Genomic DNA, 23,176 nt, shown 5'->3' with positions numbered 1-23,176 from the left:
TTTTCCTGCCTGCTTGTACTGTTTTTTTTATTTACGTTCCTTTGAGCTAACAGCCTTGCTGATTGCTTCTTTTTCTTCCGTAGTCAATAAATAAGTAGACTGTCCATTTACGATTGGCTTAGCATATACCCGTGATTCACTCCGGCCAAACAAGCTGGAAACAACCAGGCCATTACGGTGCCCATCGAGCAGTGCTATCGCAAAACTTAAATCACTGCCGGTATCATCAAAAGCATTAAACCGTACTACCCCCACATTTTGCAATGAGTTGTTACACATTATGTTAATTTCCTTGCATTGATTCGACAACGTATTGACTTGTCCGACAACTTCCCTGACTTCTTCAATATGAGCATGCAGCAGCCGCTCAAGATTTGCCCCTTCCACTCCCTGCATTAACTTTTGATAACGGCGGTTCATTTTGGACAACTTTAGATTAATATTAATAAAAATTAATAAGGCAATAAAAATAATAGCAGTCATTCCCAGCAATATATATTGCAAGTTAACCATAATAAAATCATTTATTTGATTAAAATCCACTTTTATAACATCCTTCCCCAGCAAACTACACTTATGACCATAACAGTGTGATGACAGCCGCCAATGGTATTGCAGGCAGCAGATTAGCAACATTGATTTTTTTTATATCCATTATAATCATTGCGATTCCTAAAATCAGTACTCCGCCCACAGCCGTCATTTCTCTGATAACACTTTCGGAAAATATGCTGCCGATTTGACCGGCCAGTAAAGTGATTCCGCCTTGATAGATAAAAATTGGCAGTATGGAAAATGCCACGCCAATTCCCATACTGGACGATAAAACGATTGATAAGACCCCATCCAAAATCGATTTGGCATATAAGGTAGAGGCATCACCGGTAAGACCGTCCTGAATGGCACCAACAATAGCCATGGCGCCAACACAATACACCAGACTTGCAGTTATAAAACCTTCCCCTACATTGCCATAGCGTGTACCGACTTTCGCCGTCAGCCAGTCTCCCAGGCTCTCAAGCCTTGCATCAATTTTCAGGGCTTCTCCCACTAATGCTCCAGCTACAATACTTAAAATTACGATCAGGATATTTTGTGATTTTATCGCCATCTGTACTCCGATAATAAAGGTTGCCATGCCAAGTCCCTGCATAATCGTCTTCTGACTTCTTTCGGGGATACCGCTTTTGAGTAATAAGCCGACTAATGATCCTGCTAATATTGACACAGCATTCACTACTGTCCCTTTCATTCCTGCCTCCTTTGCCACCGGCATGCTCTGCCAAAGCTATGTCTACTGCAGCAATTTCTATCTATTCAATGTCCGGCTGCCAGGCAGCCTCAAACTAAGCTGCTATTCGTCTAAAATCATTTGTGCCAGCGGAAAAGGCCCCAGTGCCCGATACAATATACCATGAATTTTGGCAATTAATACCCCGTAATTGACGATAGGCACCTGCTTTTCTCTTGCCACGGCCAGACGATATAACATTTCCCGGCGGTTGAGCATACAAGAACCGCAGTGTACGATCAGCTGATATTGGCTGATATCCTGGGGAAAATCGATCCCTGAAACCCAGTCAAAATGCAATTCTCCCCCCACCGACTGGCGCAGCCAGCGGGGAATTTTCACTTTGCCGATATCATCTGCCTGACGGTGATGCGTGCAGCCTTCTGCGATCAGCACTTTATCCCCCGGCTGCAGCTTATCAATGGCTTTAGCCCCCGCCACCAGAGTCTCTAAGTCCCCCTTATGACGTGCCATCAGAATAGAAAAAGAAGTCAGCAATACATTTTCCGGTGTATCAGCATCTACCTTTAAGAACTCCTGGGAATCTGTTACCACCATGCGTGGCGGCTGACGCAGGTTTGCCAGCGCATCTTTTAATTCCCGCTCTTTTACGACAACACAAGAGGCATCATGATCCAATATATCGCGAATTGTTTGTACTTGCGGTAGAATAAGCCGCCCTTTAGGCGCAGCCGTATCGATAGGCACTACCAGTACAACCGTATCTCCACCTTGCAGTAAGTCACCAATAACCGGTGTTCCCTCCCAGTCAGCCGGTGCCTTCTCGATCAGCAGCCGTTTTAATTCTTCGATCCCCAGCTTAGTTTGAGCGCTGAGCGAGTAAATTTTGAGATCTAGCTCTTTTTCCCATAAGGCTAGAACGTCCTGCTCAGGCGTGATTAGATCTGCCTTATTCACAACCGCTACCATTGGAATATTGCGTTTACTGATGTTCTCTTTGAGAGACATCTCAAATTCAGTAATTCCCGCAGCAGGATCAATTACGACAACTGCCAGATCCGTCTTATTCAAGACCTGCATCGTACGTTCCACTCTCAAGGCACCTAAATCGCCGACATCATCAATACCTGCAGTATCAATCATCATAACTGGTCCTAAAGGCAGAATTTCCATAGCTTTATAGACAGGATCAGTCGTAGTCCCCGGTATATCCGATACTAGAGCTATATCCTGGTTCGTCAGCGCGTTAATCAGGCTGGATTTTCCGGCATTTCGACGACCAAAAATAGCAATATGCAGTCTTGAGCCTTTCGGTGTATCTTGCATACATATTCCTCATTTCTATATTATCGAAGTGGTGGACTAGTTTTACGCTGTAGAGGATGTGTCATTTTTTGCACATCAAAAATTGTTATGCAGTCTTCACTACTAACTAAACCTAATTCTACAGCCGCTTGTTTTACCGGCATTGCATTGTGGTAAGCGTAACGGGCTGCCTTCGTTGCCTGGTCATAACCTACATACGGCACGAGGGCAGCTGCAGTCGCCAGACTATTCTCCAGCAACTGATGGCATCTTGCTTGATTGGCTTCAATACCACGAACACATAATTCTTCGAATGCAGCAACACAGCGACTTAGCATTTGAATGTTCCCCAGCAAATGATGGGCAATTAACGGCAGAAACGCATTTAATTCCAGCTGACCGCCCTGTGCGGCCATTGTTATAGCCGCATCACCGGCAATCACATGAAAAGCAACTTGGTTCACTGCCTCGGGAATAACCGGGTTAACTTTTCCGGGCATAAGCGAAGAACCTGCCTGTCTCTCCGGTAATCGTATTTCTCCCAGGCCCGCTGCCGGCCCTGACGACAATAACCGCAGATCATTTGCTATTTTATTCAAATTAACGGCAAGTGCTTTGATTAACCCGGAAACTTCTACAAAAACATCGGCATTTTGCGTTGTATCGACCATATTTTCAGCCCTGGTGAGGCCAATTTTTGCAAGTTGTCTGGCTCGTTCATTAATTAAGTAAATATATTTTTGATCAGCATTCATGCCTGTACCGACTGCCGTTCCACCTAGATTGGTCTGACGAAGCCGTTCTTCCACTTTATACAGACGCCATCTGTCACGCGAGATAGCCTGAGCATATGCACTGAATTCCTGGCCTAGCATAATTGGCACTGCATCCTGTAACTGCGTACGCCCAACTTTAACAATACCGGCAAATTCCGCCTCTTTTTCCTGCAAGCGCTGCTGTAAAAGCGCACAGGCTTCACTCAGTGGCTGCAATAACCAGATTGCGGCTATTCTTAGTGCTGTAGGATAAATATCATTCGTTGATTGATGAAGATTTACATGATTCAATGGGTGTACCAAGTGATAATCCCCACATTCACCACCCAATATTTCAATTGCCCGGTTTGCTAAAACTTCGTTGACATTCATATTAGTTGAGGTGCCGGCTCCCCCCTGCAACGCATCAACAACAAACTGCTCTTGCCACTGGCCTGTCATCACTTCTTCTGCAGCCTGACAAATAGCCTTACTCAGCTCAGGAGCTAGATAACCAAGTTCGCAATTGGCCTGTGCTGCCGCTTTCTTAATTAAGGCAATAGCCTTAATAAGTGTACTATTTACTGCGTAACCGCTCATCGAAAAATTTTCGACTGCCCTTACAGTGTGGATTCCGTAATATGCTGTTTGCGAAACTTCTCGTTCTCCGAGGAGATCTTTCTCAATCCGAACTGTTTTATCCATCACATCACCTGTTATCTTTGTCGTCAGCTTAAGGCTACCTAACTTTTTGTTTCACGTGAAACATTATACTACTAATGGTCCCTGCAGCTTACTGGCAGCAGCTTCTGCCTGTGGCCCGCCAAGAGTTTCAATAATACGTTCCAAATCATCACCTGAGTAAAACTCAATTTCGATTTTACTTTTCATTTTCCCGGGCTTAATCTTTACTTGTGTTCCCAAAATCATTTTAAGGCGATCCTCAGCCTCCACTAGAAAGAATTCTCTCTTTTCCGGCTGCACTTGTTTTTTAGCACGTGGTGCTGTCGCCAATCGCTTTACTAATTCTTCAGCATCACGAGCAGATAAATCTTCTTCAATAATAATTTCCGCTGCTTCAAGCTGTAGCTCTTCACTTTCCAGTGATAAAATTGGTCTAGCCTGTCCCATCGATAATGTTCCACGTGAAACAAATTCCTGCACAGGTGCGACCAGGTTGAGTAACCGGACAATATTGGCAATGTGCGAACGACTGCGGCCGATCTTGCGAGCTACTTCCTCCTGTGTCAATCCGAATTCTTCCATGAGCTTCTTATACGCAAAAGCTTCTTCTATTGGATTCAAGTCTTCCCGTTGCAAATTTTCTATTAAGGCAATTTCGGTCATTTCGGCATCAGTATACTCTTTGATAACTGCCGGTACAATTTTTAATCCAGCCAACTGAGCAGCTCGCCAGCGTCGCTCACCAGCAACTAATTCATAGCCGTTTAAGGTCTTCCTTACAACAATGGGCTGAACAATACCATATTGCTTAATCGATTGAGCCAAATCAGCCAATGCTTCAGAATCAAATACCCGACGGGGCTGAAATTTGTTAGCAGTAATCATCGTTACTGGAATATCGGAAGTTGGCCCCAATTGATCGGTATTCGCTGTTGATGATGTTTGTATTAATGCATCCAAACCACGGCCTAATCCACGTTTACTCATCGCCAATCACCTCTTTAGCCAAATCAAAATAGACTTCTGCACCTTTTGATTTCGGATCATAAATCATTACCGGTTGTCCATGACTAGGTGCTTCACTTAAGCGGACATTACGCGGAATAATTGTTTGATAGACTTTATTGCGAAAATGATTTTTCACCTCATCCACAACCTGTATAGAAAGGTTGGTACGGGCATCAAACATCGTAAGAACGACACCTTCCAAAGTCAGGGAAGGGTTTAAATTTTTCTGTACCAATTGTATGGTATTCATTAACTGCGTTAATCCTTCCAAGGCATAGAACTCGCACTGTATCGGTACCAGCACAGAGTTTGCAGCAGTTAGGGAATTGATTGTTAAAAGGCCGAGTGACGGTGGACAATCAATAAGAATAAAATCATAACTATACTTAATTTTATCCAGTGCACGTTTAACTTTTGTCTCACGCGACATAATCGAAACAAGTTCGATTTCAGCACCTGCCAACTGAATTGTCGCCGGTAATAAGGATAAATTCGGAACCTCTGTTTGAATTGTTAATGATTCAATCGGTACATCATTAACCAACGCATCATACACACACCGTTTAACAGTTGATTTATTTACTCCCAGACCACTCGTAGAATTGCCTTGCGGATCTATATCAACAAGCAGTACCTTTTTGCCAAGAGCAGCCAAGCAGGCACTCAGATTAACGGACGTTGTTGTTTTTCCAACGCCTCCCTTCTGATTGGCAATGGCGATCACTTTAACCAAAATAATTCACCTCATCTAATGTAAGTCTTCCTGGATTTCCACATAAAACCACCTTTCTCCTGCAAAAAAACACTTCCGACAGCAGAAATGACTATAGTTAAGGAAGATATTTTTTAGATTTACATAATAATTTCAAGTTTTGTAGATAAAAACAGCAAAGATAGTTAACATAAATACAAATCCGAACCTTTAGTTGACAACATCTTGTCTTTTACGATATAGTAATTGCATTACGATAACTACATACTTATATCTCTTATCCAGAGAGGTCGAGGGACTGGCCCGATGACACCCGGCAACCGGCAGAAATGCAGTGGTGCCAAATCCAGCAGGAAATATTCCTGAAAGATGAGAGGAAAGGTATCGCCCCCTTTCCCTCGCGGATTGGGGGCTTATGTATTATACAGGAGGGAAATCCATGCCGGTTTATAACGCTGCCCTGCAACAGATCGATGAAAAGGAAACCCGCCGTTACGCCGGACTGGCACGAAGCGAGGATTTCCCTGCTAAACTAATAAGTGAAGCCTGCCTTGATGTACAAAGCTTAGCAAAGCCTATGGGTATTTATGAAATATATCCTTACCAGCCGGAAGCAGCAGTGATTGCTGCTGATCAGCCGCTGGCGCTTACAGGCGCAACCGTAAAAAAACACTTAGCTGGCGCCGAAAAGATTGCCGTAATGGCCGTAACAATTGGCAGTGAGCTAGAGCAGGCCCTTGCTGCTCATTTTGCCAAAGGCGAATATACAGCGGCATTACTCCTGGATGCTGCCGCAACGACTGCTGTTGAAATGGTCGCTGATCAATTAAATGAGTTGATTAATCAACAGGCAGCCAGGCAGGGGTATACCACTACCTGGCGTTTCAGCCCCGGCTATGGCAATTGGGACATAACCGCTCAAGCGGCGATTATAACCCTCGCCGGTGCTGAACAAATCGGGATATCGGTAACGGATACGGCCATGATGTCTCCCCGGAAATCAGTTTCAGCTGTAATTGGATTTATTCCCCGCACTTCGGCTGTCCCGCAGGAGAATAAAGAAAAAGCGAAGTCCTGCCTGAATTGTACCCAAACACACTGTGCAAGCAGGAAAGAGTGATGATTACCAAACTTTATTTCAAAACTAATGCCTTTATATAGGAAAGGAGAGTTAAGATGATACACATATTTGATGGTGCCATGGGTACGATGCTCCAGCAAGCAGGTTTGCCGCTTGGCTACTGTCCGGAGTTATATAATATCGATCAGCCGGAGATCATTACCGCTATTCACCGGCAATATATTGCAAGCGGTGCAACGATCATCGAAACAAACACGTTCGGTGCCAACCGGATTAAACTGCAGCACTTTGGTCTCACTGATAAGGTATCGGAGCTAAATAAAAGCGCGGTTCAAGCGGCACGCCTTGCCTGCGGTCCCCATACAAAAATTGCCGGCTCCGTAGGTCCAACAGGCAAATTTATTGCCCCTATCGGCAACTTGAGCTTTGATGAAGCTTATGATGTTTTCTATGAGCAAATTTGCGCACTGGCTGAAGCCGGTGTTGATTATATACTAATAGAAACGATCATTGATATTCAGGAAATGCGGGCTGCCCTGCTGGCCGCAAAAGCAGCAACAAATAAGCCGGTCATTTGCCAGCTGTCTTACGGATCAGACGGTCGCACCGTTACCGGCACCGATCCCCAGACGGCAACAATTATTTTAGAAGCAATGGGTGCATCCGTTATTGGCGCCAATTGCTCGCTTGGCCCGGCCCAACTGCTGCCAATTGCCGAAATCATTGCCAAAACAACCAGCTTGCCTATTAGTATTCAGGCTAATGCCGGCATGCCGGAGCTTATTAATGGTCAAACTGTATTCCCCATGAGTGCTGTACAAATGGCCGACTGGATACCACGTTTATTAGCTGCAGGAGTATCTTATATCGGCGGCTGCTGCGGTACAACGCCTGACCACATTAAAGCGATCCGGCAAGCAGTGGATAGCTGCGCTGCAGCCCTGCCTGAGCGTCAAATACCAGCGTATACGGCACTTACCAGCCGCAGCAAAACCGTTTTCCTTGGTCCCTCCTTTCCCACTGCCGTTATAGGGGAACGTATTAACCCTACTGGACGCAAGGCACTAGCTGCCGATATTAAAGAAGGTCAGTATATTTCCGTAAAAAAAGAGGCAATCGGGCAAGTCCGGGCAGGCGCAAAAATCCTGGATGTCAACATGGGCGTCCCTGGCATTGACCAGGCAGCAGCCATGACACAGGCAATCAAAGAATTATCAATGCTGGTGGATGTACCGCTGGCGATTGATACTACCGATACGGCTGCTTTAGAAGCAGGTTTAAAAGCGTATCCCGGCAGAGCGCTGATTAACTCGGTAAGTGCAGAACCGGAACGGCTGGAAAGTTTTCTCCCATTAGCTAAAAAATATGGTGCAGCAGTCTTATGCCTGCCGATAGCTCCTGGCGGCGTTCCCCAAACGGCTCAGGAGCGCCTTGCCGTAATTCACACAATCGTGGAGGCGGCTTTTGCTGCCGGTCTGCGGCCAAATGACCTGCTGCTCGATGCCTTAGTCCTAACTGTTGCCGCTGAAAAGCAAGCTGCACTGGAAACACTGGATACGCTCAGACTGTATCGTCAGCATTTTGGGTACCCGACCGTAATGGGCTTAAGCAATATTTCTTACGGATTACCCCGGCGTGATTTAATGAATGCCGCCTTTTGTGCCATGAGTCTGGCAGCAGGCCTTGATGCACCAATTCTTAACCCCTATGATCCCATGATGCAGGATATCGTAACAACTGCGCAGGCACTCTTAGGTCATGATAAAAGCGGAAAACACTACAGTACCGTTTTCGGAGCGGCACCACCAAGTGCTCCTGCTAAAGCCGCCGAAAACACCGGCAGCCTGCTCGATCAAATTCGCATTGCGGTAGAAGACGGCGAAAAAGAAGCGGTTGTTCCGCTGGTACGGCAGGCACTGGCTGAAGGGCAAAATGCACTTGATATCACCGATAACGCCTTGACGGCAGCTATGAATAATATTGGTGCTGCTTATGGAGCAGGCCGCTGCTACCTGCCGCAAGTCATGCTGGCTGCCGAATCGATGCGGGCCGCATTCCTGACCATTAAGGAAATTTTACCGGCACACAGTACTGCCAGCCGTGGAAAAGTAGTGCTGGCTACTGTAAAGGGCGATATCCATGATCTCGGCAAAAATATTGTCGCCGCTCTGCTAGAAAACAATGGATTTACGGTTATTGATCTTGGTAAAGATGTAGACGCGCAAACAATAGTCGAAGCAGCCTACAGCAATCAAGCGCATATCGTTGGACTTTGTGCATTAATGACTACTACGATGCCACAAATTGATTCAACCATAAAAGCACTAAAAGATGCCGGTCTCTCAACAAAAACGATCGTCGGCGGCGCAGTGCTCACTCAGGAGTATGCAGCAAAAGCCGGAGCCGACACGTATGCCCCTGACGGCGTAGCTGCCGTTGCTATCGCCAAACGATTAATGGAGGAAACCACAAAATGAGTACATTGCAGAATAAACTTGCTGCCGGCCGGTTTACATTAACCGTAGAACTAGATCCCCCCAAAAGTGCCGATGCTGAAAAAACCATCATTGAAGCTAAACAGCTTAAAGACCGGATCGATGCTGTTAACATTGCAGACTGCCCTATGGCTAACCTGCGCATGAGCCCTATTGCCTTGTCCCATGTTATCCAGGCTGATGTGGGCCTGGAGACAATTTTTCACCTTACCTGCCGTGATCGCAATATTATTGGCTTGCAGGCTGAATTGCTCGGCGCAGCAGCGCTTGGGGTTCATAATATCCTTGCTCTTACGGGTGATCATCCGCAGCAAGGTGATCATCCGCAGGCAAAAGCTGTTTTTGAAACCGACTCCACTGGTTTAATTGAGCTGGCAGCAAAACTAAATAACAGCCAGGATATTATGGGTAATGAACTGCATAAAGGAACTTCTTTTTTTATTGGTACAGCAGTGAATCCTGGAGCAGAAGATTTGGATAAAGAGCTGGAAAAATTAACAGCGAAAATAACCGCAGGTGCGCGCTTTGTGCAAACTCAGCCTGTTTATGACCTGGAAATTGCCAAACGCTTTATGGAAAAAGTTAAAAACCTGCCCATTTACGTCTTAATGGGGGTATTACCGTTAAAGAGTCATAAAATGGCACTTTATCTGCATGAAAAAGTTCCGGGAATTACAATCCCCCCGGTAATCATGGACCGTATGGCAGCAGGTGGCAAGGCCGCCGGCCTGGAAATCGCTGCCGAACTGGTGCGAGGTACTAAGAATATCGCTCATGGGGTTCATATTATGCCGTTAAATGATATTCAAACAGTTGTGGCACTTACTGATCAATTATAAAAAACAATAAAAAAGAAACGCTGCAAAAAGCAGCGTTTCTTTTTTGCTATTTCCGTTTTGGTATTCTGAGGTTAATCGTAACATAGTCATCATCTTGATCTTGTTTTACTGTTACATTCAAACCCGATTTTTTGATATCAGAAACAACCTTGTTAATCGTATTAATAAAAATGCGGGCATCGCGAATAATTTTGACGACATTTTGCTTCGGAGCATTCTTTTTTGCCATTTCCCGGGAAATGTCTTCTAAAACTTCCTCTATATAATTCTCGGTTTCCCGTACATTCATTCCTTTTTCCCGAACACTGTTCAAGATCTCTAATTGCATTTTAGGATCTTCGATTTTCAGCAAAGAACGGGCATGCCGTTCTGTCAGATTATCATCGACAAGAATAGTTTGTACATCACCGGGTAGTTTTAATAAACGAAGCTTATTCGCTATCGTAGACTGGCTTTTTCCCAGTCTGCGGGCTAATTCATCCTGAGTTAACCCAAAACTGTACAAAAGCGTCTGATAACCTAACGCTTCCTCTAAGAAATGCAGGTCTTCACGCTGGAGATTTTCAATCATCGCCAGCTCAGCCATTTCCTTATCATCCAAATCACGAATAATGACAGGTACCTCTGTTAAACCGGCAAGCTTAGACGCCCGTAAACGCCGTTCACCGGCGATCAGCTCAAATCCGGCATCAGTTCGCCGCACGAGCAATGGCTGAATAATACCATATTCACGAATCGAATTAGATAATTCCTGCAAAGCTTCATCATTAAATATCTTTCGAGGCTGGAATGGATTAGGAACTATTGTTTCAATGGCTACAGTCTGAATTTCTACCGCATTTTCTACGCAACTCTCGATAACAGCAGCTGTTTCGGCTATATGTTCTAAATGCGTTAACACCGGCTTGTCCTGTTCCATTCTCTCATTTCCCAAACCCAGAAACCGGGCTAATTTTTTCATGAGAACACCGCCTTACCACAATCTATCTTCCTATTCGGCATAAAATTGGGAATTTCCTCTAATTTAAAGCGGCTTTTTTTCCGGAGTTCCCGGTTTACGCGGATATGTACCAGGTGTTGATTTCTCTTTCTGAATATAAAGGACAGCTCGTTTATCATCAAGACCAGGCAGTTTCACAGGCTGCGTCTTAATCAACTTTCCGCCAAGCAGACTGATTGCCTGGCGGGCTTCGTTGGCTTCTTCTTCATACTGAGCTCCCTTTAAAGCAATAAAACATCCTCCGACAGCCACAAAAGGCAAACACAATTCACTTAGCACATTCAGTCTTGCCACAGCGCGCGATAGAGCTACATCATATTTTTCACGCAGTTCTTTTTTACGCGCACCTTCTTCTGCCCGGGCATGAACAACAGTAACGTCTTTTAACCCTAATTCCGTTATTACACATTGCAAGAACGTCAGCCGCTTATTTAAAGAGTCAACCAGTGTCAGTTGTAAATCAGGACGGTAAATTTTTAAAGGAATGCCGGGAAATCCTGCCCCCGTACCAACGTCTACTATCCGGGCTTTCGGTGGAAAAAAATCAGCATGATAACAGGACAAAGAATCAATGATATGCTTAACAGCTACCTCCTGCGGTTCGGTAATAGCAGTCAAGTTCATCTTCTCGTTCCACTCAACTAAAAGCTGATAATATCGGTTAAAGGCTTCCAGCTGCTCCTGGGTCAATGCAATGCCATAATTACTGGCTGCCTGCTGTAAATATAGAGTGAACACTAGCTGTTCTCCTTTCGCCGGTGCTGTTCAAGAAAGATCATTAATATAGAAACGTCAGCTGGTGATACACCAGAAATACGCCCAGCTTGACCAATAGAACGAGGTTTGATCTTAGTAAGCTTTTGCCGTGCTTCCAGCGAAAGCCCCTGAATCTGCATATAGTCAATCTCATCAGGCAAAAGCTTTGTCTCCAATTTCTGCGCCCGCTCGACCTGATCAATCTGCTTTTTAATATAGCCTTCATATTTAACAACAATCTCGATTTGCTCTTTGACTGCTGGCGGCACATCAGGCATTTCAAACTTACTCTGCAGCAACTCATAGGTCAGCTCTGTGCGGCGTAATAAATCATACAAATTCATCCCGGTGCGGAGCTCTGACGAGCCAAGCTCGGATAACTTTGCCTGATTTTCTACTGTAGGTGTTATCATTTTTTCTTTTAAATAAATTAGTGTTTCCTCAATAGCCTGTTTCTTCTCACTAAAACGCCTGTAACGCTCATCATTGACCAATCCAACTTTGCGCCCCATTTCGGTAAGACGCAAATCAGCATTATCCTGCCGGAGAATTAAACGGTATTCTGCACGGGACGTCATGATACGATAAGGCTCAGAAGTTCCTTTTGTTACAAGATCATCAATCAGGACACCGATATAAGCATCTGCTCTGGATAATACAAATGGTTCTGCTTGCCTGACATATAAAGCAGCATTAATTCCAGCCACCAGGCCTTGCGCGGCAGCCTCTTCATAACCCGAGGTGCCATTAGCCTGACCAGCAGAAAACAACCCGCTCACTGCCTTAAATTCGAGCGTCGGCTTCAACTGGGTGGGGTCGATGCAATCATATTCGATAGCGTAGCCGGGACGCATAATTTTAACATTCTCTAAACCTGGAATTGTGCGCAAAAAAGCATATTGTACATCAATCGGCAAGCTGGTAGACATGCCTTGGACATACATCTCATTCGTATGCCTTCCTTCCGGTTCAATGAAGAGTTGATGATTTTTCTTATCGGCAAAGCGAACTACCTTATCTTCAATTGACGGGCAATAGCGAGGACCTGTCCCTTCAATAATACCGGTATACATAGGAGCCCGGTGTAAGTTAGAGCGAATAATGGTATGCGTCTCTTCATTAGTATACGTAAGCCAGCAGGGAATCTGCTCCCTTGTAGAAATTTCAGAAAGAAAGGAGAAATTGTGAACTTCTTCATCTCCCGGTTGAATACTCATTTTAGAAAAATCGACTGTACGGCTGTCAACACGGGCAGGTGTTCCTGTTTTAAACCGCATAAGCGATATTCCCGCTTCTTTTAGTGACGCAGACAGCTTTTCCGCAGCCCGCTGTCCATTGGGCCCACCAGTATAAACGGTTTCACCGACAATAATTTTTCCCCGCAAGTATGTCCCGGTAGCCAGGATAACGCTCTTGCTGCGATAAATTTCACCCAGCTCGGTAACAATTCCGGCAACACCATCATCTTCTACCAGGAGTTTTTCCACCATTAATTGCTTAACGTCCAAATTATCCTGATTCTCCAGGGTTTCCTTCATTAAATGCTGATAAAACCACTTATCAGCCTGTGCCCTGAGGGCGTGAACAGCTGGACCTTTACCGGTATTCAGCATACGAACTTGTATACAGGTTTGATCAGTATTAATTCCCATCTGGCCGCCCAATGCATCAATTTCACGTACTAAATGCCCTTTGGCCGGTCCCCCAACAGCGGGGTTACAAGGCATCAAAGCAATATTATCCATATTCAGCGTAATGAGCAGCGTCCGGCATCCCATACGGGCCGGCGCCAGTGCAGCTTCACAGCCGGAATGACCGGCCCCTACAACGATAACATCATATGTATCCACAATAAACAAGCTATCCACCTACATTCATGAACATATTCCCTACTTGCCGATACAAAAACGGGAGAATATTTGATCAAGTAAATCTTCTCCTGCCGTATCACCGGTAATTTCACCAAGTCTTTCCCAGGCGGCCCGTAAATCAACCACAATACAATCAGGCGGCATATTGACAGCAATTGTATTTCTCGCTTCCGCCAGATGCTGATAGGCTTGTCTCAGTACAGTAATATGCCTCACATTAGTAACAAAGGCCCCTTCACTCTGGGTTACTTGTCCGCTGTATACCCGCTCGACAATTGCTTCTTCCAGTGCATCAATTCCTGTACCGTTTTCGACGGAAATACGCAGCACTTGATATCCCTTACTATACTGCATAATTTCCGGCATATCCAGCTTTTGCGGTAAATCGGTTTTATTAATTAGTACTAAAGCCTGACGCCCTGCCAAAAGTTCTAAAACCTGCTTATCTTCTTCCGCCAGCGGAAGTGAGCTATCTAAAAGTAATAAAATCAGGTCAGCTTTATCAACAAATTCCCTGGCTCGTTGAACTCCCAGCTGCTCTACAACATCCTCCGTTTCACGGATACCTGCAGTATCCACAATTTTAAGAGGTATGCCCCGGATATTCACATATTCTTCAATAATATCACGGGTAGTACCGGGTATATCAGTAACAATCGCGCGCTTTTCGCGGAGCAGCGCATTCAGCAGACTAGACTTACCCACATTGGGCTTGCCGATAATAACGGTTTGCAATCCTTCCCGCAAAATCCGTCCGGTCTGTGCTGTAGCAAGCAGATGGTCCAATTGAGCCATAAGCGGAACCAGCTGCTCATCCACCTGCTGGGAAGTAACTTCTTCAATATCATCTTCAGGAAAATCAATTGCTGCTTCCAAATGAGCAATCATCTCTAACGCTTTATCACGGATATTACGGACGACTTCTGACAAATGGCCGGATAAATGATTCACCGCCAGCTTTAATGATGCATCCGTTTTGGAACGGATAATATCAATAACAGCCTCTGCTTGTGCCAGATCAAGACGGCCATTTAAAAAGGCCCGTTTGGTGAATTCCCCTGGTTCTGCCAAGCGTGCTCCAAACCGCAGCGTAAGTTCCAGTATTCTGCGCAGTGGCACCGGACCACCATGACAGTGAATTTCCACCACATTTTCTCTTGTATATGAGCGAGGCCCCTTCATGACGATCAGAAGTACCTCATCGATTTTTTGCCCTGACTCAGGGTCGGCAATTGAACCATAATACACATGATGGCTAGCGGCCTTAGCTGCTGTTAGGCCGCTAGTACCAATAAACAGCTGATCGGCTATCGATATCGAATCAGGCCCGCTCATCCGTATAATCCCAATACCACCTTCACCAATAGCTGTTGCTACCGCACTAATTGTATCATCCTGAAACATTTGTCCACCTCTTTACCCTTCCCTATCAGGCTTCCTATCTGGTAAGATCAAAAACCCAGTAATTTTCATTACTGGGTTTAACCGTAAGACTATTCTAGTCCTTAGCATGCACAAATCATTATCTTTTTAATGCAATAACAACTTTGCGGAAAGGATCTTCCCCTTCACTATACGTGGCAATGCGATGATCATTCTGCAATGCCATATGAATAATTTTCCGCTCATGAGAACTCATCGGCTCAAGAACTACTTTTTCCCCACGCCGCTTTACTTTATCAGCTAAACGAAGAGCAAGCTGCGTCAGCGTATCGGCACGGCGCTTGCGATAATCCTCAACATCCAGCAGAACCCTAACGCGTTCAGCAGAATCCCTGTTTGCCGCAAGATTGACCAAATACTGTAGTGCATCCAGTGTTTGTCCATGTTTTCCAATCAGCACGCCCAAATCATTGCCGCGCAAATTGAACAGTACATGATCTTCAGTAGTTATTTGCTCTACTGAAACAGTGATTTTCATGGTAGTAAAAATTTGCTTTAAAAACTCATTGGCTACTTCTACCGGATCAATTTGTCTGGCAGTAACACGCACTTTGGCCATACGGCCGCCGATAAAACCAAATAATGCTTTTGCAGGCTGTTCTAAAACTTCTACCTCAACCTGTTCCGGTTTTAATCCCAATTCACTTAATGCCTGCTCTACCGCTTCATCAATCGATTTTGCTGATTTTTCCACGACATTCATGGATTTAGCGAGCCTCCCCTACAGTTTCCGCCGGTTTACGGTACATCCACCACTGTTGGGCAATTTGGAATAAGTTTGAAACAACCCAGTATAATACTAATCCGCCTGGGAAAGTCAAACTGATATAGCCAATAAACAGCGGCATAAAAATCATCATCATTTTATTCTGCTGCGAATTATCGGTCATGGTTTGTTTCTGTTGCACATAAGTTGTGGCAGCAGACAGGACAGGTAATATGTACGTAGGATCTGGGTGAGCTAAGTTAGACATCCATAAGAAGCTTTGAAACTGTTCTTCATAATGGAAATCACGGATAGCAAAGAATATGGCAATTAAAAAAGGCATCTGAACGATCAACGGCAGACAGCCTGAGAGTGGATTAACACCGGCATCCTTATATAAAGCAGCCATTTCTTTTTGGAGCTTTTCCGGATTACCTTTGTATTTTTCCTGCATCTCTTTCATCTTAGGCTGCAAATCCTGCATAGCCTTCATTGATTTAACCTGTTTGACAGTTAGCGGATAGAGAATCAATTTTATCGCAATAGTCAAAAGAATTATGGCAATACCATAGCTTGGCACACCGACCGATTTGGTTAACCCATAAAAAAAGGTCAGGGCCGACTGCATTATACCGCTTAAAAAATCCAAAAAATATCACTCCTCTTAAAGGTAGAGACAACTTACTATATTAAACAGGGTCGTAACCTCCGGGATGAAACGGATGGCAACGGAGTATCCTCTTGATTGCCAGTACAGTTCCCCTGGCGGCCCCGTGCTTTTCCACTGCCAATAACGCATATTCGGAACAGGTAGGAATAAAACGGCAGGACGGCGGCTTGAGAGGAGAAATACAATTGCGATAAAAAATAATCATCATTAGAATGCATTTTTTTAACATATGTCTTCCTCTACTTGTTAAGTACGCGCGCCTTGCCAAATAAATCAAGCAGTGCTTTGTGAGCTGCCTGGTAATTAGCTGTTACCATTCCCTGCCTGCCGACAAATACCAGATCAACGCCTTCTAACAGCTGATCCTGGGTATGACGGTAAACTTCTTTCATTAAACGTTTAACCCGATTCCGCACTACCGCGCCGCCAAGCTTCTTACCGGCAACAAAGCCTGCACGCCGACGGCCGGCAGTACTCTTAGGCTGCAACAGCACATAAAGCACTGCCAGCCTGTTAGCATACGATTTTCCAGACCGGTAAACGGTTTGGAAATTTTTATTTTTTCGTAACACACTCTGTTTCGAAAATTTGTACATGCAACAATCATCCTGCCCTATAAGATAGCAAGAACTTCTTGCGCCAAATGGAAAAAATAGGCCACACCGGGCGGCCTACTATGCGGACAGTTTTTTTCTGCCTCTGGCACGTCTTCTTTTCAGGACCAGGCGGCCACCTATAGTTTTCATGCGTTCACGGAAACCATGGGTTCTTTTTTTCCAAAGGTTATTCGGTTGATAAGTACGTTTCATCTATTTACACCTCCTTGCGGGTAAAACGCGCATTTTCCCATGCTAATGTGATATTCATTTTAGCTACTAAAATTATAGACGAGATGCCGTAGAGTGTCAAGAAAATTGCGGCTCGACCTTGTGGATAATTTTGTCTGTTCCTGTTGGTAATCTGTCATATTTCGAAAATACCTGTTGATAACTTGGAGTACATTTGTTAATATAAAAAGTACCGACATATCCACAGATGATCGAATAACTCTCAGGTTATTTACAGGTAATGCAAAGGATATCCACAAAACTCAATTGTTATACACAGACTTATCCACAATTATACATAATTAAAAGGTCTGGAGAATACAAGTGTGCGGTGCTTCCGCCTCACTGTTGTATTTTTTTTTCGCCTAAACACCTCAATTAAGCGTAAAGTTATGCACACCTGTTAATAACAATGTGGATAACTTATGTTTTCTTGTTATTGCAACTTTTTTATAAAAATGACCTCCATGGAAAGGGATGACGGATGAAAACTTCTCATTTAGCAGCCGTTTGGGAGCAGGTTTTACATTTAACACAAAAAGAAATCAACCATAGCTTATGGGAGACTTGGATCAAGTCTTCTATTATGCCATTGTCGCTGACGGAAACGACAATGGAAATTGGTGTTCCTAAAGAGTTTGTCAAAACCTGGATCGAAAAAACCTATGTTCCCCTGATTCAAAATGCGCTTTTTTCCATACTGAACAAACAGGTTGTAGTCGTTGTAATCAATTTAAATATCCCTGACTCCGTGGATTCCGTCCCCGACATAGCGATAAAACCGGAACAGACTACCCCTTTGCCCTCTGTTAAGGCTGAGCCGGTTCCTTATGACACCGAATCGGATATTGTCAACGATTCTTCCGCCACTAATACCCCGCACACGGCCAATCACTTGAAGCCAGTTACCAATAACGAAGAATTTTCAACCATCCTTAATCCTAAATATACCTTTGAGAGCTTCGTTATCGGTAATTCCAACCGCTTTGCCCATGCTGCCTCTTTAGCGGTAGCCGAAGTCCCCGCCAAAGTATACAATCCTTTCTTTCTTTATGGCGGTGTCGGACTTGGCAAAACACATCTTATGCATGCCATTGGGCATCGCATTGTCCAGACCCATCCTCACTTAAAAGTTTTATACATCTCAAGCGAAAAATTTACCAATGATCTTATTAATGCCATTCGCGACGGAAATCCGGAAAGTTTTCGCCAAAAATACCGTAATATTGATGTTTTATTGGTGGATGATATCCAGTTCTTAACCAAAAAGGAACGGACTCAGGAAGAATTTTTCCACACCTTTAATACCCTGCACGAAGCAAATAAACAAATCATTATCTCCAGTGACCGACCCCCAAAAGAAATTCAAACATTGGAAGACCGGCTGCGCTCCCGCTTTGAGTGGGGATTAATCACTGACGTAAAGCCGCCTGATTTGGAAACACGGATTGCCATCCTGCGCAAAAAGGCAATGGTCGAGCAATTGAATGTGCCAAATGATGTCATGGTTTATATTGCCAGCCGTATCGACAACAATATCCGTGAATTAGAAGGAGCACTAATCCGCGTCATGGCTTATGCCTCCCTTAACAGCATGCCGATCGACATGAATTTGGCAACCGAGGCACTAAAAGATATTTTCCCCAATGGGAAACCACGACAAATCACCCTTGAAACGGTTCAAGAAGTTGTATGTTCTTATTTCAAATTAAAAATGGACGATCTGCTTGCTAAAAAGCGTACTCGCAATGTTGCCTATCCGCGGCAGATTGCCATGTATTTATGCCGGGAAATGACCGAATCCTCATTGCCGCGCATTGGGGAAGTTTTTGGCGGCCGCGATCACACCACCGTTATCCATGCACATGACAAAATAGCCAAAGAACGCAATGAGGATGCAAAACTAAGCAATACCATTAAAGAATTAATTAAGCGTATCGAAAACAACGGTGCATAAAGCTGTTAATAACTCCCCTGAAAACTTGTCAACGAAATGTGTATAACTTTATACCCAAAAAAACCTGTTAATATGTGTATAACCACTACTATGCTTATTGACAGGTTATCAACAAGCTCGTCCAGCATTCGACAAGCCATTTATCCACTTTTACACATATCGACAGGCCCTACTACTATTACGACTATCTTATTACTATATGCAACTTCTCGTAATCATATAACCGTTAGGAGGAAAAAAAATGAAAATAACCTGCACAAAAGAACAACTGCATCATGCTGTTCAAATCGTACAAAAGGCTGTCGCCACCAAAACTCCATCGCCCATCTTAACAGGAATCTATCTCTCAGCTGAAGGCAATCAGCTGCAGCTTCAGGCAACTGACTATGAAATTGGTATTAAATGCACTATCGAAGCACAGGTGGACGAACCAGGTGCAATTGTTCTGTCAGGTCGATATTTTCAGGAAATGGTGCGCCGTTTGCCAGGCGATCATGTACAAATCGCCACTAGCCAGGAAGACCGGACCATCAAAATTACCTCCAACTTTGCTCAATTCAACCTGCTTAGTTTACCGGCAGAAGAATTCCCGGTACTAAAGCCGCTTTCTGATGAAAACATCCTAACTGTTAAAGATAATGTCCTAAAAGATCTCATTAAGAAAACCGTTTTTGCCTGCGCAGCTGACGAAGCCCGGCCAATTTTCACCGGAGGCCTCTTGGAAGCAGACGCGGACGGCATCAGAATGGTTGCAACAAATACACACAGACTCGCATTAAAAAAAGATAATTTGGACAATAATGATAAGACGATCCGTATGATCATTCCATCGAAAATTTTATCGGAACTTGCCAGACTGCTGACATCAGAAATACCAGTTGATGTCAATATTTACTGGCATCGCAACCAGGTTGCATTTGAATTTGAGCATGTCTATATTATCTCCAGGCTGATTGAAGGTCAGTTCCCTGACTACAACAAGGTTATTCCTGCCAGCTTTGCCACCAACATAACTGTAAAATCCTCTGAATTTATGGATGCCGTTGAACGTGTTTCCCTTTTGGCCCGGGACTCCGACTATAATGTCATTAAATTCAGCTTTAAAGAGGATTCCGTCACAATCACCTCCAATAATCCTGATATAGGCAAAGCAACGGAAACAGTTCCTTCCCATATGGATGGCAATGAGCTGGATATTGCCTTTAATGCCAAATACGTGACAGATATACTAAAAAACATCAACAGTGACAAACTGGTGTTCTCATTAAATACACCGCTTAGCCCGGCTTGCATAAAACCGATGGACGATAACAACTACACCTATGTAATAACACCTGTACGCACAAGCTAAGGAGTGCATAAATATGCAAGAAATAGTTATTAATACTCAGGTGATTCAATTAGACCAATTACTAAAATGGGAAGGAATAATTGAAACCGGAGGACAGGTTAGACCAATGCTGGATGATGGAATTATTTTGGTCAACGGACAAACGGCAACTGAACGGCGAAAAAAAATCCACCCTGGCGATACGGTGGAAATTAAAGGTGTGGGGATATGGAAGATAGTCGCCGAATAGTGGTGTTCTCATGAGAGTAACCGCAATTAGTCTCAGGCACTTTCGCAATTATCAGCACCTGGATTTGTCTTTTGATAAAAATATTTCGGTATTTAGCGGTAACAATGCGCAAGGTAAGACAAACCTGCTGGAAGCTATCTATATTTGTGCAGTAGGACGCTCGCATCGCACCTCGGTCGATGCCGAACTGATTAATTGGGAGCAGGACGGAGCCAATATAGAGATCCATTTCTTGCGTCATGATGTTGAAAATACCGCATCTATCCGCTTTAGCCGCCAGGCCAATAAAGTGGTGTCACTAAACAGCCAGGCAATCAAGACCCGTGATCTAATTGGTAATTTGACAGCTGTTTTGTTTTCACCGGAAGACCTGACTTTAGTAAAAGGAGCTCCGGCGCTTAGGCGTCGGTTTCTTGACATAGAGATATCGCAGACGAGTCGTTCGTATTACCAGCAATTGCTGCAATATAACAGGGCTCTGCAGCAGCGAAATAATTTGCTGAAAAAAATCCGAGAGAGAAGAGCAGGTTTTGATCAGCTTGAAACGTGGGATCAGCAGTTGGCCCAGGGAGCTGCCGTACTGGTAGCTAAACGTAAAGCAGCTTTAAAAAAAGTAGCTATGCTTGCCAGCCTCATGCATCGTAAGATAACAGACAGTCAGGAAAACTTATTGATCACCTATTATCAGCCATACTTTGAGGATAATGCTGACAGTGAGCAGGATATTTTTTCGGCTCAGTGGTATTTAGAGAAGCTGCAGCAGGCTAAAAATGTAGATCTTGCCCGGGGAATTACTACGATCGGCCCTCACCGGGACGATCTTGTTTTAACAGTTAATGGTGTTAATCTTAGAACTTATGGCTCCCAGGGACAGCAGCGGACGGGGGTGCTGGCACTTAAGCTGGCTGAATTGGAATTTATTAAATCCGAATCAGGCGAATATCCCATCTTATTACTCGATGATGTAATGAGTGAGCTTGACAGCTCGCGGAGGGATCAACTGATTCATTTTATAAAAGACCGCATACAGACTTTTATTACGGCAACTGATGAGGAGTTATTTCATCAACCTAAATTTGCAGCCTTTTTCCGTATTAATCAGGGGCAGGTATTGGGGTGACAGCTATGAACCGGGTAGGAGTGGTTGTACCGGAAACAATCGCAAGTCTGGGACTTCAGAAAAAGTATTATGCCCAGTGTGCCATCTTATACTGGCGGACGATAGTTGGTGAAGAAATCGCCAGCCATTCCCGGGCACAGCGCCTGGAAAGAGGCGTTTTGACTGTAACCGTCAGCAATTCAGTATGGACGCACCATTTATTTTTGCTAAAACAAGAGTTAATTGGTAAAATTAATACATATATAGGGCAAAATGTTATTACCGATATCCGGTTTCTCGCAGGAAATCGGCATAAAGAAACGAATGAAGAAAATACCGAAGCTAATGAGCCTGCCCCATTATATGCGAAATTAAGATCAATCCGCTTGGAAAAAGCGGAAGTGATGGAAGCGCGAAAAATGGTGGAAGAGGTTGCAGATCCAGTTTTGCAAAAAAAATTGCTGACAATGTTGTATAAAAATACAGCGCTAAAGAAAGTAAGACAAAAAGAAGGCTGGCACGAGTGCCACGATTGTGGTGTGCTTTGTCCACCGGCGGAGCGATATTGTGCAGCTTGTTTAATTGAGCAGAAAAAAGAGTCTCTTTCGGCTGTTCGCAAAATGCTCAGACAGGCTCCCTGGCAGAATTACCACGATTTTAATCAGAGTCTGCCCTGCTCTTTCTCCGATTATTTAACTGCTAAACAGTACTTGATGAATAACTTGATTCAGGATATTCGAATGGGACAGGCTGATGAAAATGATGAAGCGGCTCTGGCTATGTTAACAACCGGTTTGTCTCCGTTTGAACTGACTGATGATATGATTAAAAACCAGATTGCAAAATTCAGGAGGAAGAGTCATGTTTCTACATCTCGGAGCCGATAAAGTCATTCCCCTTAGAGATGTTATTGCAATAACTGATCTCAAGAGCAGCCCTTCTAAAATTAATGATGAATTTATTAACACGATGCAGGAAGAAAGCATGATAGTCGATGTATCGGAAGGTAATGCAAAGAGCTTTGTAATTACCGATAAGATCGTTTACTTATCTGCCATATCATCACCAACTCTGAAAAAAAGATCAGGATATATAGCAGAACTGGATGATGAGGAATAAACTGTTATTTTTTGTTG

General features: G+C 44.2%; 24 protein-coding genes and 1 riboswitch. Of the genes, 9 read left to right on the top strand and 15 right to left on the bottom strand.

From position 1 onward, the window contains the following. Positions 1–27 precede the first annotated feature (27 nt). The 6 genes from EV210_RS18550 to EV210_RS18525 form a co-directional block, all read right to left on the bottom strand. Positions 28–543 carry a DUF4446 family protein gene (locus EV210_RS18550; RefSeq protein ID WP_132082863.1) on the bottom strand — a complete coding sequence of 172 codons (516 nt, stop codon included), beginning with the start codon at positions 541–543 and terminating at the stop codon, positions 28–30. A gap of 31 nt (positions 544–574) precedes the next feature. Further along, complete coding sequence (locus tag EV210_RS18545) at positions 575–1,252, bottom strand: DUF554 domain-containing protein (RefSeq protein ID WP_132082862.1); 678 nt, start codon at positions 1,250–1,252, stop codon at positions 575–577. A gap of 102 nt (positions 1,253–1,354) precedes the next feature. After that, positions 1,355–2,578 (bottom strand): [FeFe] hydrogenase H-cluster maturation GTPase HydF, encoded by a 1,224-nt coding sequence (gene hydF, locus EV210_RS18540; protein ID WP_132082861.1) that lies wholly within the window; start codon positions 2,576–2,578, stop codon positions 1,355–1,357. Between the two features lie 20 nt (positions 2,579–2,598). Further along, complete coding sequence (locus EV210_RS18535; protein WP_132082860.1) at positions 2,599–4,017, bottom strand: aspartate ammonia-lyase; 1,419 nt, start codon at positions 4,015–4,017, stop codon at positions 2,599–2,601. Positions 4,018–4,080: 63 nt separating this feature from the next. Further along, positions 4,081–4,983 carry a ParB/RepB/Spo0J family partition protein gene (locus EV210_RS18530; protein WP_132082859.1) on the bottom strand — a complete coding sequence of 301 codons (903 nt, stop codon included), beginning with the start codon at positions 4,981–4,983 and terminating at the stop codon, positions 4,081–4,083. Further along, entirely contained in the window at positions 4,976–5,737 is a 762-nt protein-coding gene (locus EV210_RS18525) for a ParA family protein (protein WP_132082858.1), read from the bottom strand. The genes EV210_RS18530 and EV210_RS18525 overlap by 8 nt, the downstream gene beginning before the upstream one ends. 253 nt (positions 5,738–5,990) lie before the next feature. Beyond that, a riboswitch (SAM riboswitch) is annotated at positions 5,991–6,092 on the top strand. 63 nt (positions 6,093–6,155) lie between these two features. Between EV210_RS18525 and EV210_RS18520 the strand changes: the two genes are divergently transcribed. The 3 genes from EV210_RS18520 to EV210_RS18510 are packed head-to-tail and all read left to right on the top strand — an operon-like array spanning position 6,156 to position 10,131. Next, positions 6,156–6,836: a vitamin B12 dependent-methionine synthase activation domain-containing protein gene (locus EV210_RS18520; RefSeq protein ID WP_132082857.1), complete on the top strand. Its 681-nt coding sequence runs from the start codon at positions 6,156–6,158 to the stop codon at positions 6,834–6,836. 56 nt (positions 6,837–6,892) lie between these two features. Further along, a complete protein-coding gene (locus EV210_RS18515; RefSeq protein ID WP_132082856.1) occupies positions 6,893–9,274 on the top strand; it encodes a homocysteine S-methyltransferase family protein in 2,382 nt (793 codons plus the stop codon). Continuing rightward, positions 9,271–10,131: a methylenetetrahydrofolate reductase gene (locus EV210_RS18510; protein ID WP_132082855.1), complete on the top strand. Its 861-nt coding sequence runs from the start codon at positions 9,271–9,273 to the stop codon at positions 10,129–10,131. Before EV210_RS18515 ends, EV210_RS18510 begins: the two co-directional genes overlap by 4 nt. A 46-nt stretch (positions 10,132–10,177) precedes the next feature. Here the strand turns inward: EV210_RS18510 and noc are convergent, their stop codons facing one another. The 9 genes from noc to rpmH all read right to left on the bottom strand — a co-directional run bounded on the left by noc (position 10,178) and on the right by rpmH (position 17,386). After that, complete coding sequence (gene noc, locus EV210_RS18505; protein ID WP_132082854.1) at positions 10,178–11,092, bottom strand: nucleoid occlusion protein; 915 nt, start codon at positions 11,090–11,092, stop codon at positions 10,178–10,180. Positions 11,093–11,155: 63 nt separating this feature from the next. Then, on the bottom strand, positions 11,156–11,869 hold the full coding sequence (gene rsmG / locus EV210_RS18500) for a 16S rRNA (guanine(527)-N(7))-methyltransferase RsmG (protein ID WP_132082853.1): 714 nt from the start codon (positions 11,867–11,869) through the stop codon (positions 11,156–11,158). Continuing rightward, the gene (mnmG, locus tag EV210_RS18495; protein ID WP_132082852.1) at positions 11,869–13,746 is read right to left on the bottom strand and encodes a tRNA uridine-5-carboxymethylaminomethyl(34) synthesis enzyme MnmG; all 1,878 of its coding nucleotides are present in this window, start codon (positions 13,744–13,746) and stop codon (positions 11,869–11,871) included. Before mnmG ends, rsmG begins: the two co-directional genes overlap by 1 nt. 30 nt (positions 13,747–13,776) lie before the next feature. Beyond that, positions 13,777–15,162, bottom strand: a complete 1,386-nt coding sequence (mnmE, locus tag EV210_RS18490) for a tRNA uridine-5-carboxymethylaminomethyl(34) synthesis GTPase MnmE (protein ID WP_132082851.1) — start codon at positions 15,160–15,162, stop codon at positions 13,777–13,779. Between the two features lie 118 nt (positions 15,163–15,280). Beyond that, complete coding sequence (gene jag, locus EV210_RS18485; protein WP_132082850.1) at positions 15,281–15,904, bottom strand: RNA-binding cell elongation regulator Jag/EloR; 624 nt, start codon at positions 15,902–15,904, stop codon at positions 15,281–15,283. Between the two features lie 4 nt (positions 15,905–15,908). After that, positions 15,909–16,535 (bottom strand): YidC/Oxa1 family membrane protein insertase, encoded by a 627-nt coding sequence (locus tag EV210_RS18480; RefSeq protein WP_132082938.1) that lies wholly within the window; start codon positions 16,533–16,535, stop codon positions 15,909–15,911. A 61-nt stretch (positions 16,536–16,596) separates the two neighbouring features. Beyond that, positions 16,597–16,806 carry a membrane protein insertion efficiency factor YidD gene (gene yidD / locus EV210_RS18475; protein ID WP_132082849.1) on the bottom strand — a complete coding sequence of 70 codons (210 nt, stop codon included), beginning with the start codon at positions 16,804–16,806 and terminating at the stop codon, positions 16,597–16,599. A 10-nt stretch (positions 16,807–16,816) separates the two neighbouring features. Continuing rightward, positions 16,817–17,173 carry a ribonuclease P protein component gene (rnpA, locus tag EV210_RS18470; protein WP_132082848.1) on the bottom strand — a complete coding sequence of 119 codons (357 nt, stop codon included), beginning with the start codon at positions 17,171–17,173 and terminating at the stop codon, positions 16,817–16,819. A gap of 78 nt (positions 17,174–17,251) precedes the next feature. Next, positions 17,252–17,386, bottom strand: a complete 135-nt coding sequence (gene rpmH / locus EV210_RS18465) for a 50S ribosomal protein L34 (protein WP_132082847.1) — start codon at positions 17,384–17,386, stop codon at positions 17,252–17,254. Between the two features lie 502 nt (positions 17,387–17,888). Between rpmH and dnaA the strand changes: the two genes are divergently transcribed. From dnaA to remB, 6 genes are all read left to right on the top strand, one after another. Next, positions 17,889–19,361, top strand: coding sequence for a chromosomal replication initiator protein DnaA (gene dnaA, locus EV210_RS18460; RefSeq protein WP_132082846.1), 1,473 nt, complete (start codon positions 17,889–17,891; stop codon positions 19,359–19,361). A 241-nt stretch (positions 19,362–19,602) separates the two neighbouring features. Further along, a complete protein-coding gene (gene dnaN, locus EV210_RS18455; protein ID WP_132082845.1) occupies positions 19,603–20,712 on the top strand; it encodes a DNA polymerase III subunit beta in 1,110 nt (369 codons plus the stop codon). Between the two features lie 13 nt (positions 20,713–20,725). Then, positions 20,726–20,941, top strand: a complete 216-nt coding sequence (locus tag EV210_RS18450; RefSeq protein WP_132082844.1) for an RNA-binding S4 domain-containing protein — start codon at positions 20,726–20,728, stop codon at positions 20,939–20,941. 10 nt (positions 20,942–20,951) lie between these two features. Beyond that, a complete protein-coding gene (gene recF / locus EV210_RS18445) occupies positions 20,952–22,061 on the top strand; it encodes a DNA replication/repair protein RecF (protein WP_132082843.1) in 1,110 nt (369 codons plus the stop codon). 5 nt (positions 22,062–22,066) lie between these two features. After that, positions 22,067–22,927 (top strand): DciA family protein, encoded by an 861-nt coding sequence (locus tag EV210_RS18440; protein ID WP_132082842.1) that lies wholly within the window; start codon positions 22,067–22,069, stop codon positions 22,925–22,927. Next, the gene (remB, locus tag EV210_RS18435) at positions 22,902–23,159 is read left to right on the top strand and encodes an extracellular matrix regulator RemB (protein ID WP_132082841.1); all 258 of its coding nucleotides are present in this window, start codon (positions 22,902–22,904) and stop codon (positions 23,157–23,159) included. The genes EV210_RS18440 and remB overlap by 26 nt, the downstream gene beginning before the upstream one ends. The last annotated feature ends 17 nt before the right edge of the window (positions 23,160–23,176 follow it).

Source organism: Anaerospora hongkongensis (assembly GCF_004339805.1).
In the GTDB taxonomy this organism is placed as follows: domain Bacteria; phylum Bacillota; class Negativicutes; order Sporomusales; family DSM-15969; genus Anaerospora; species Anaerospora hongkongensis.
This window is presented reverse-complemented; position numbering and strand designations above follow the sequence as displayed.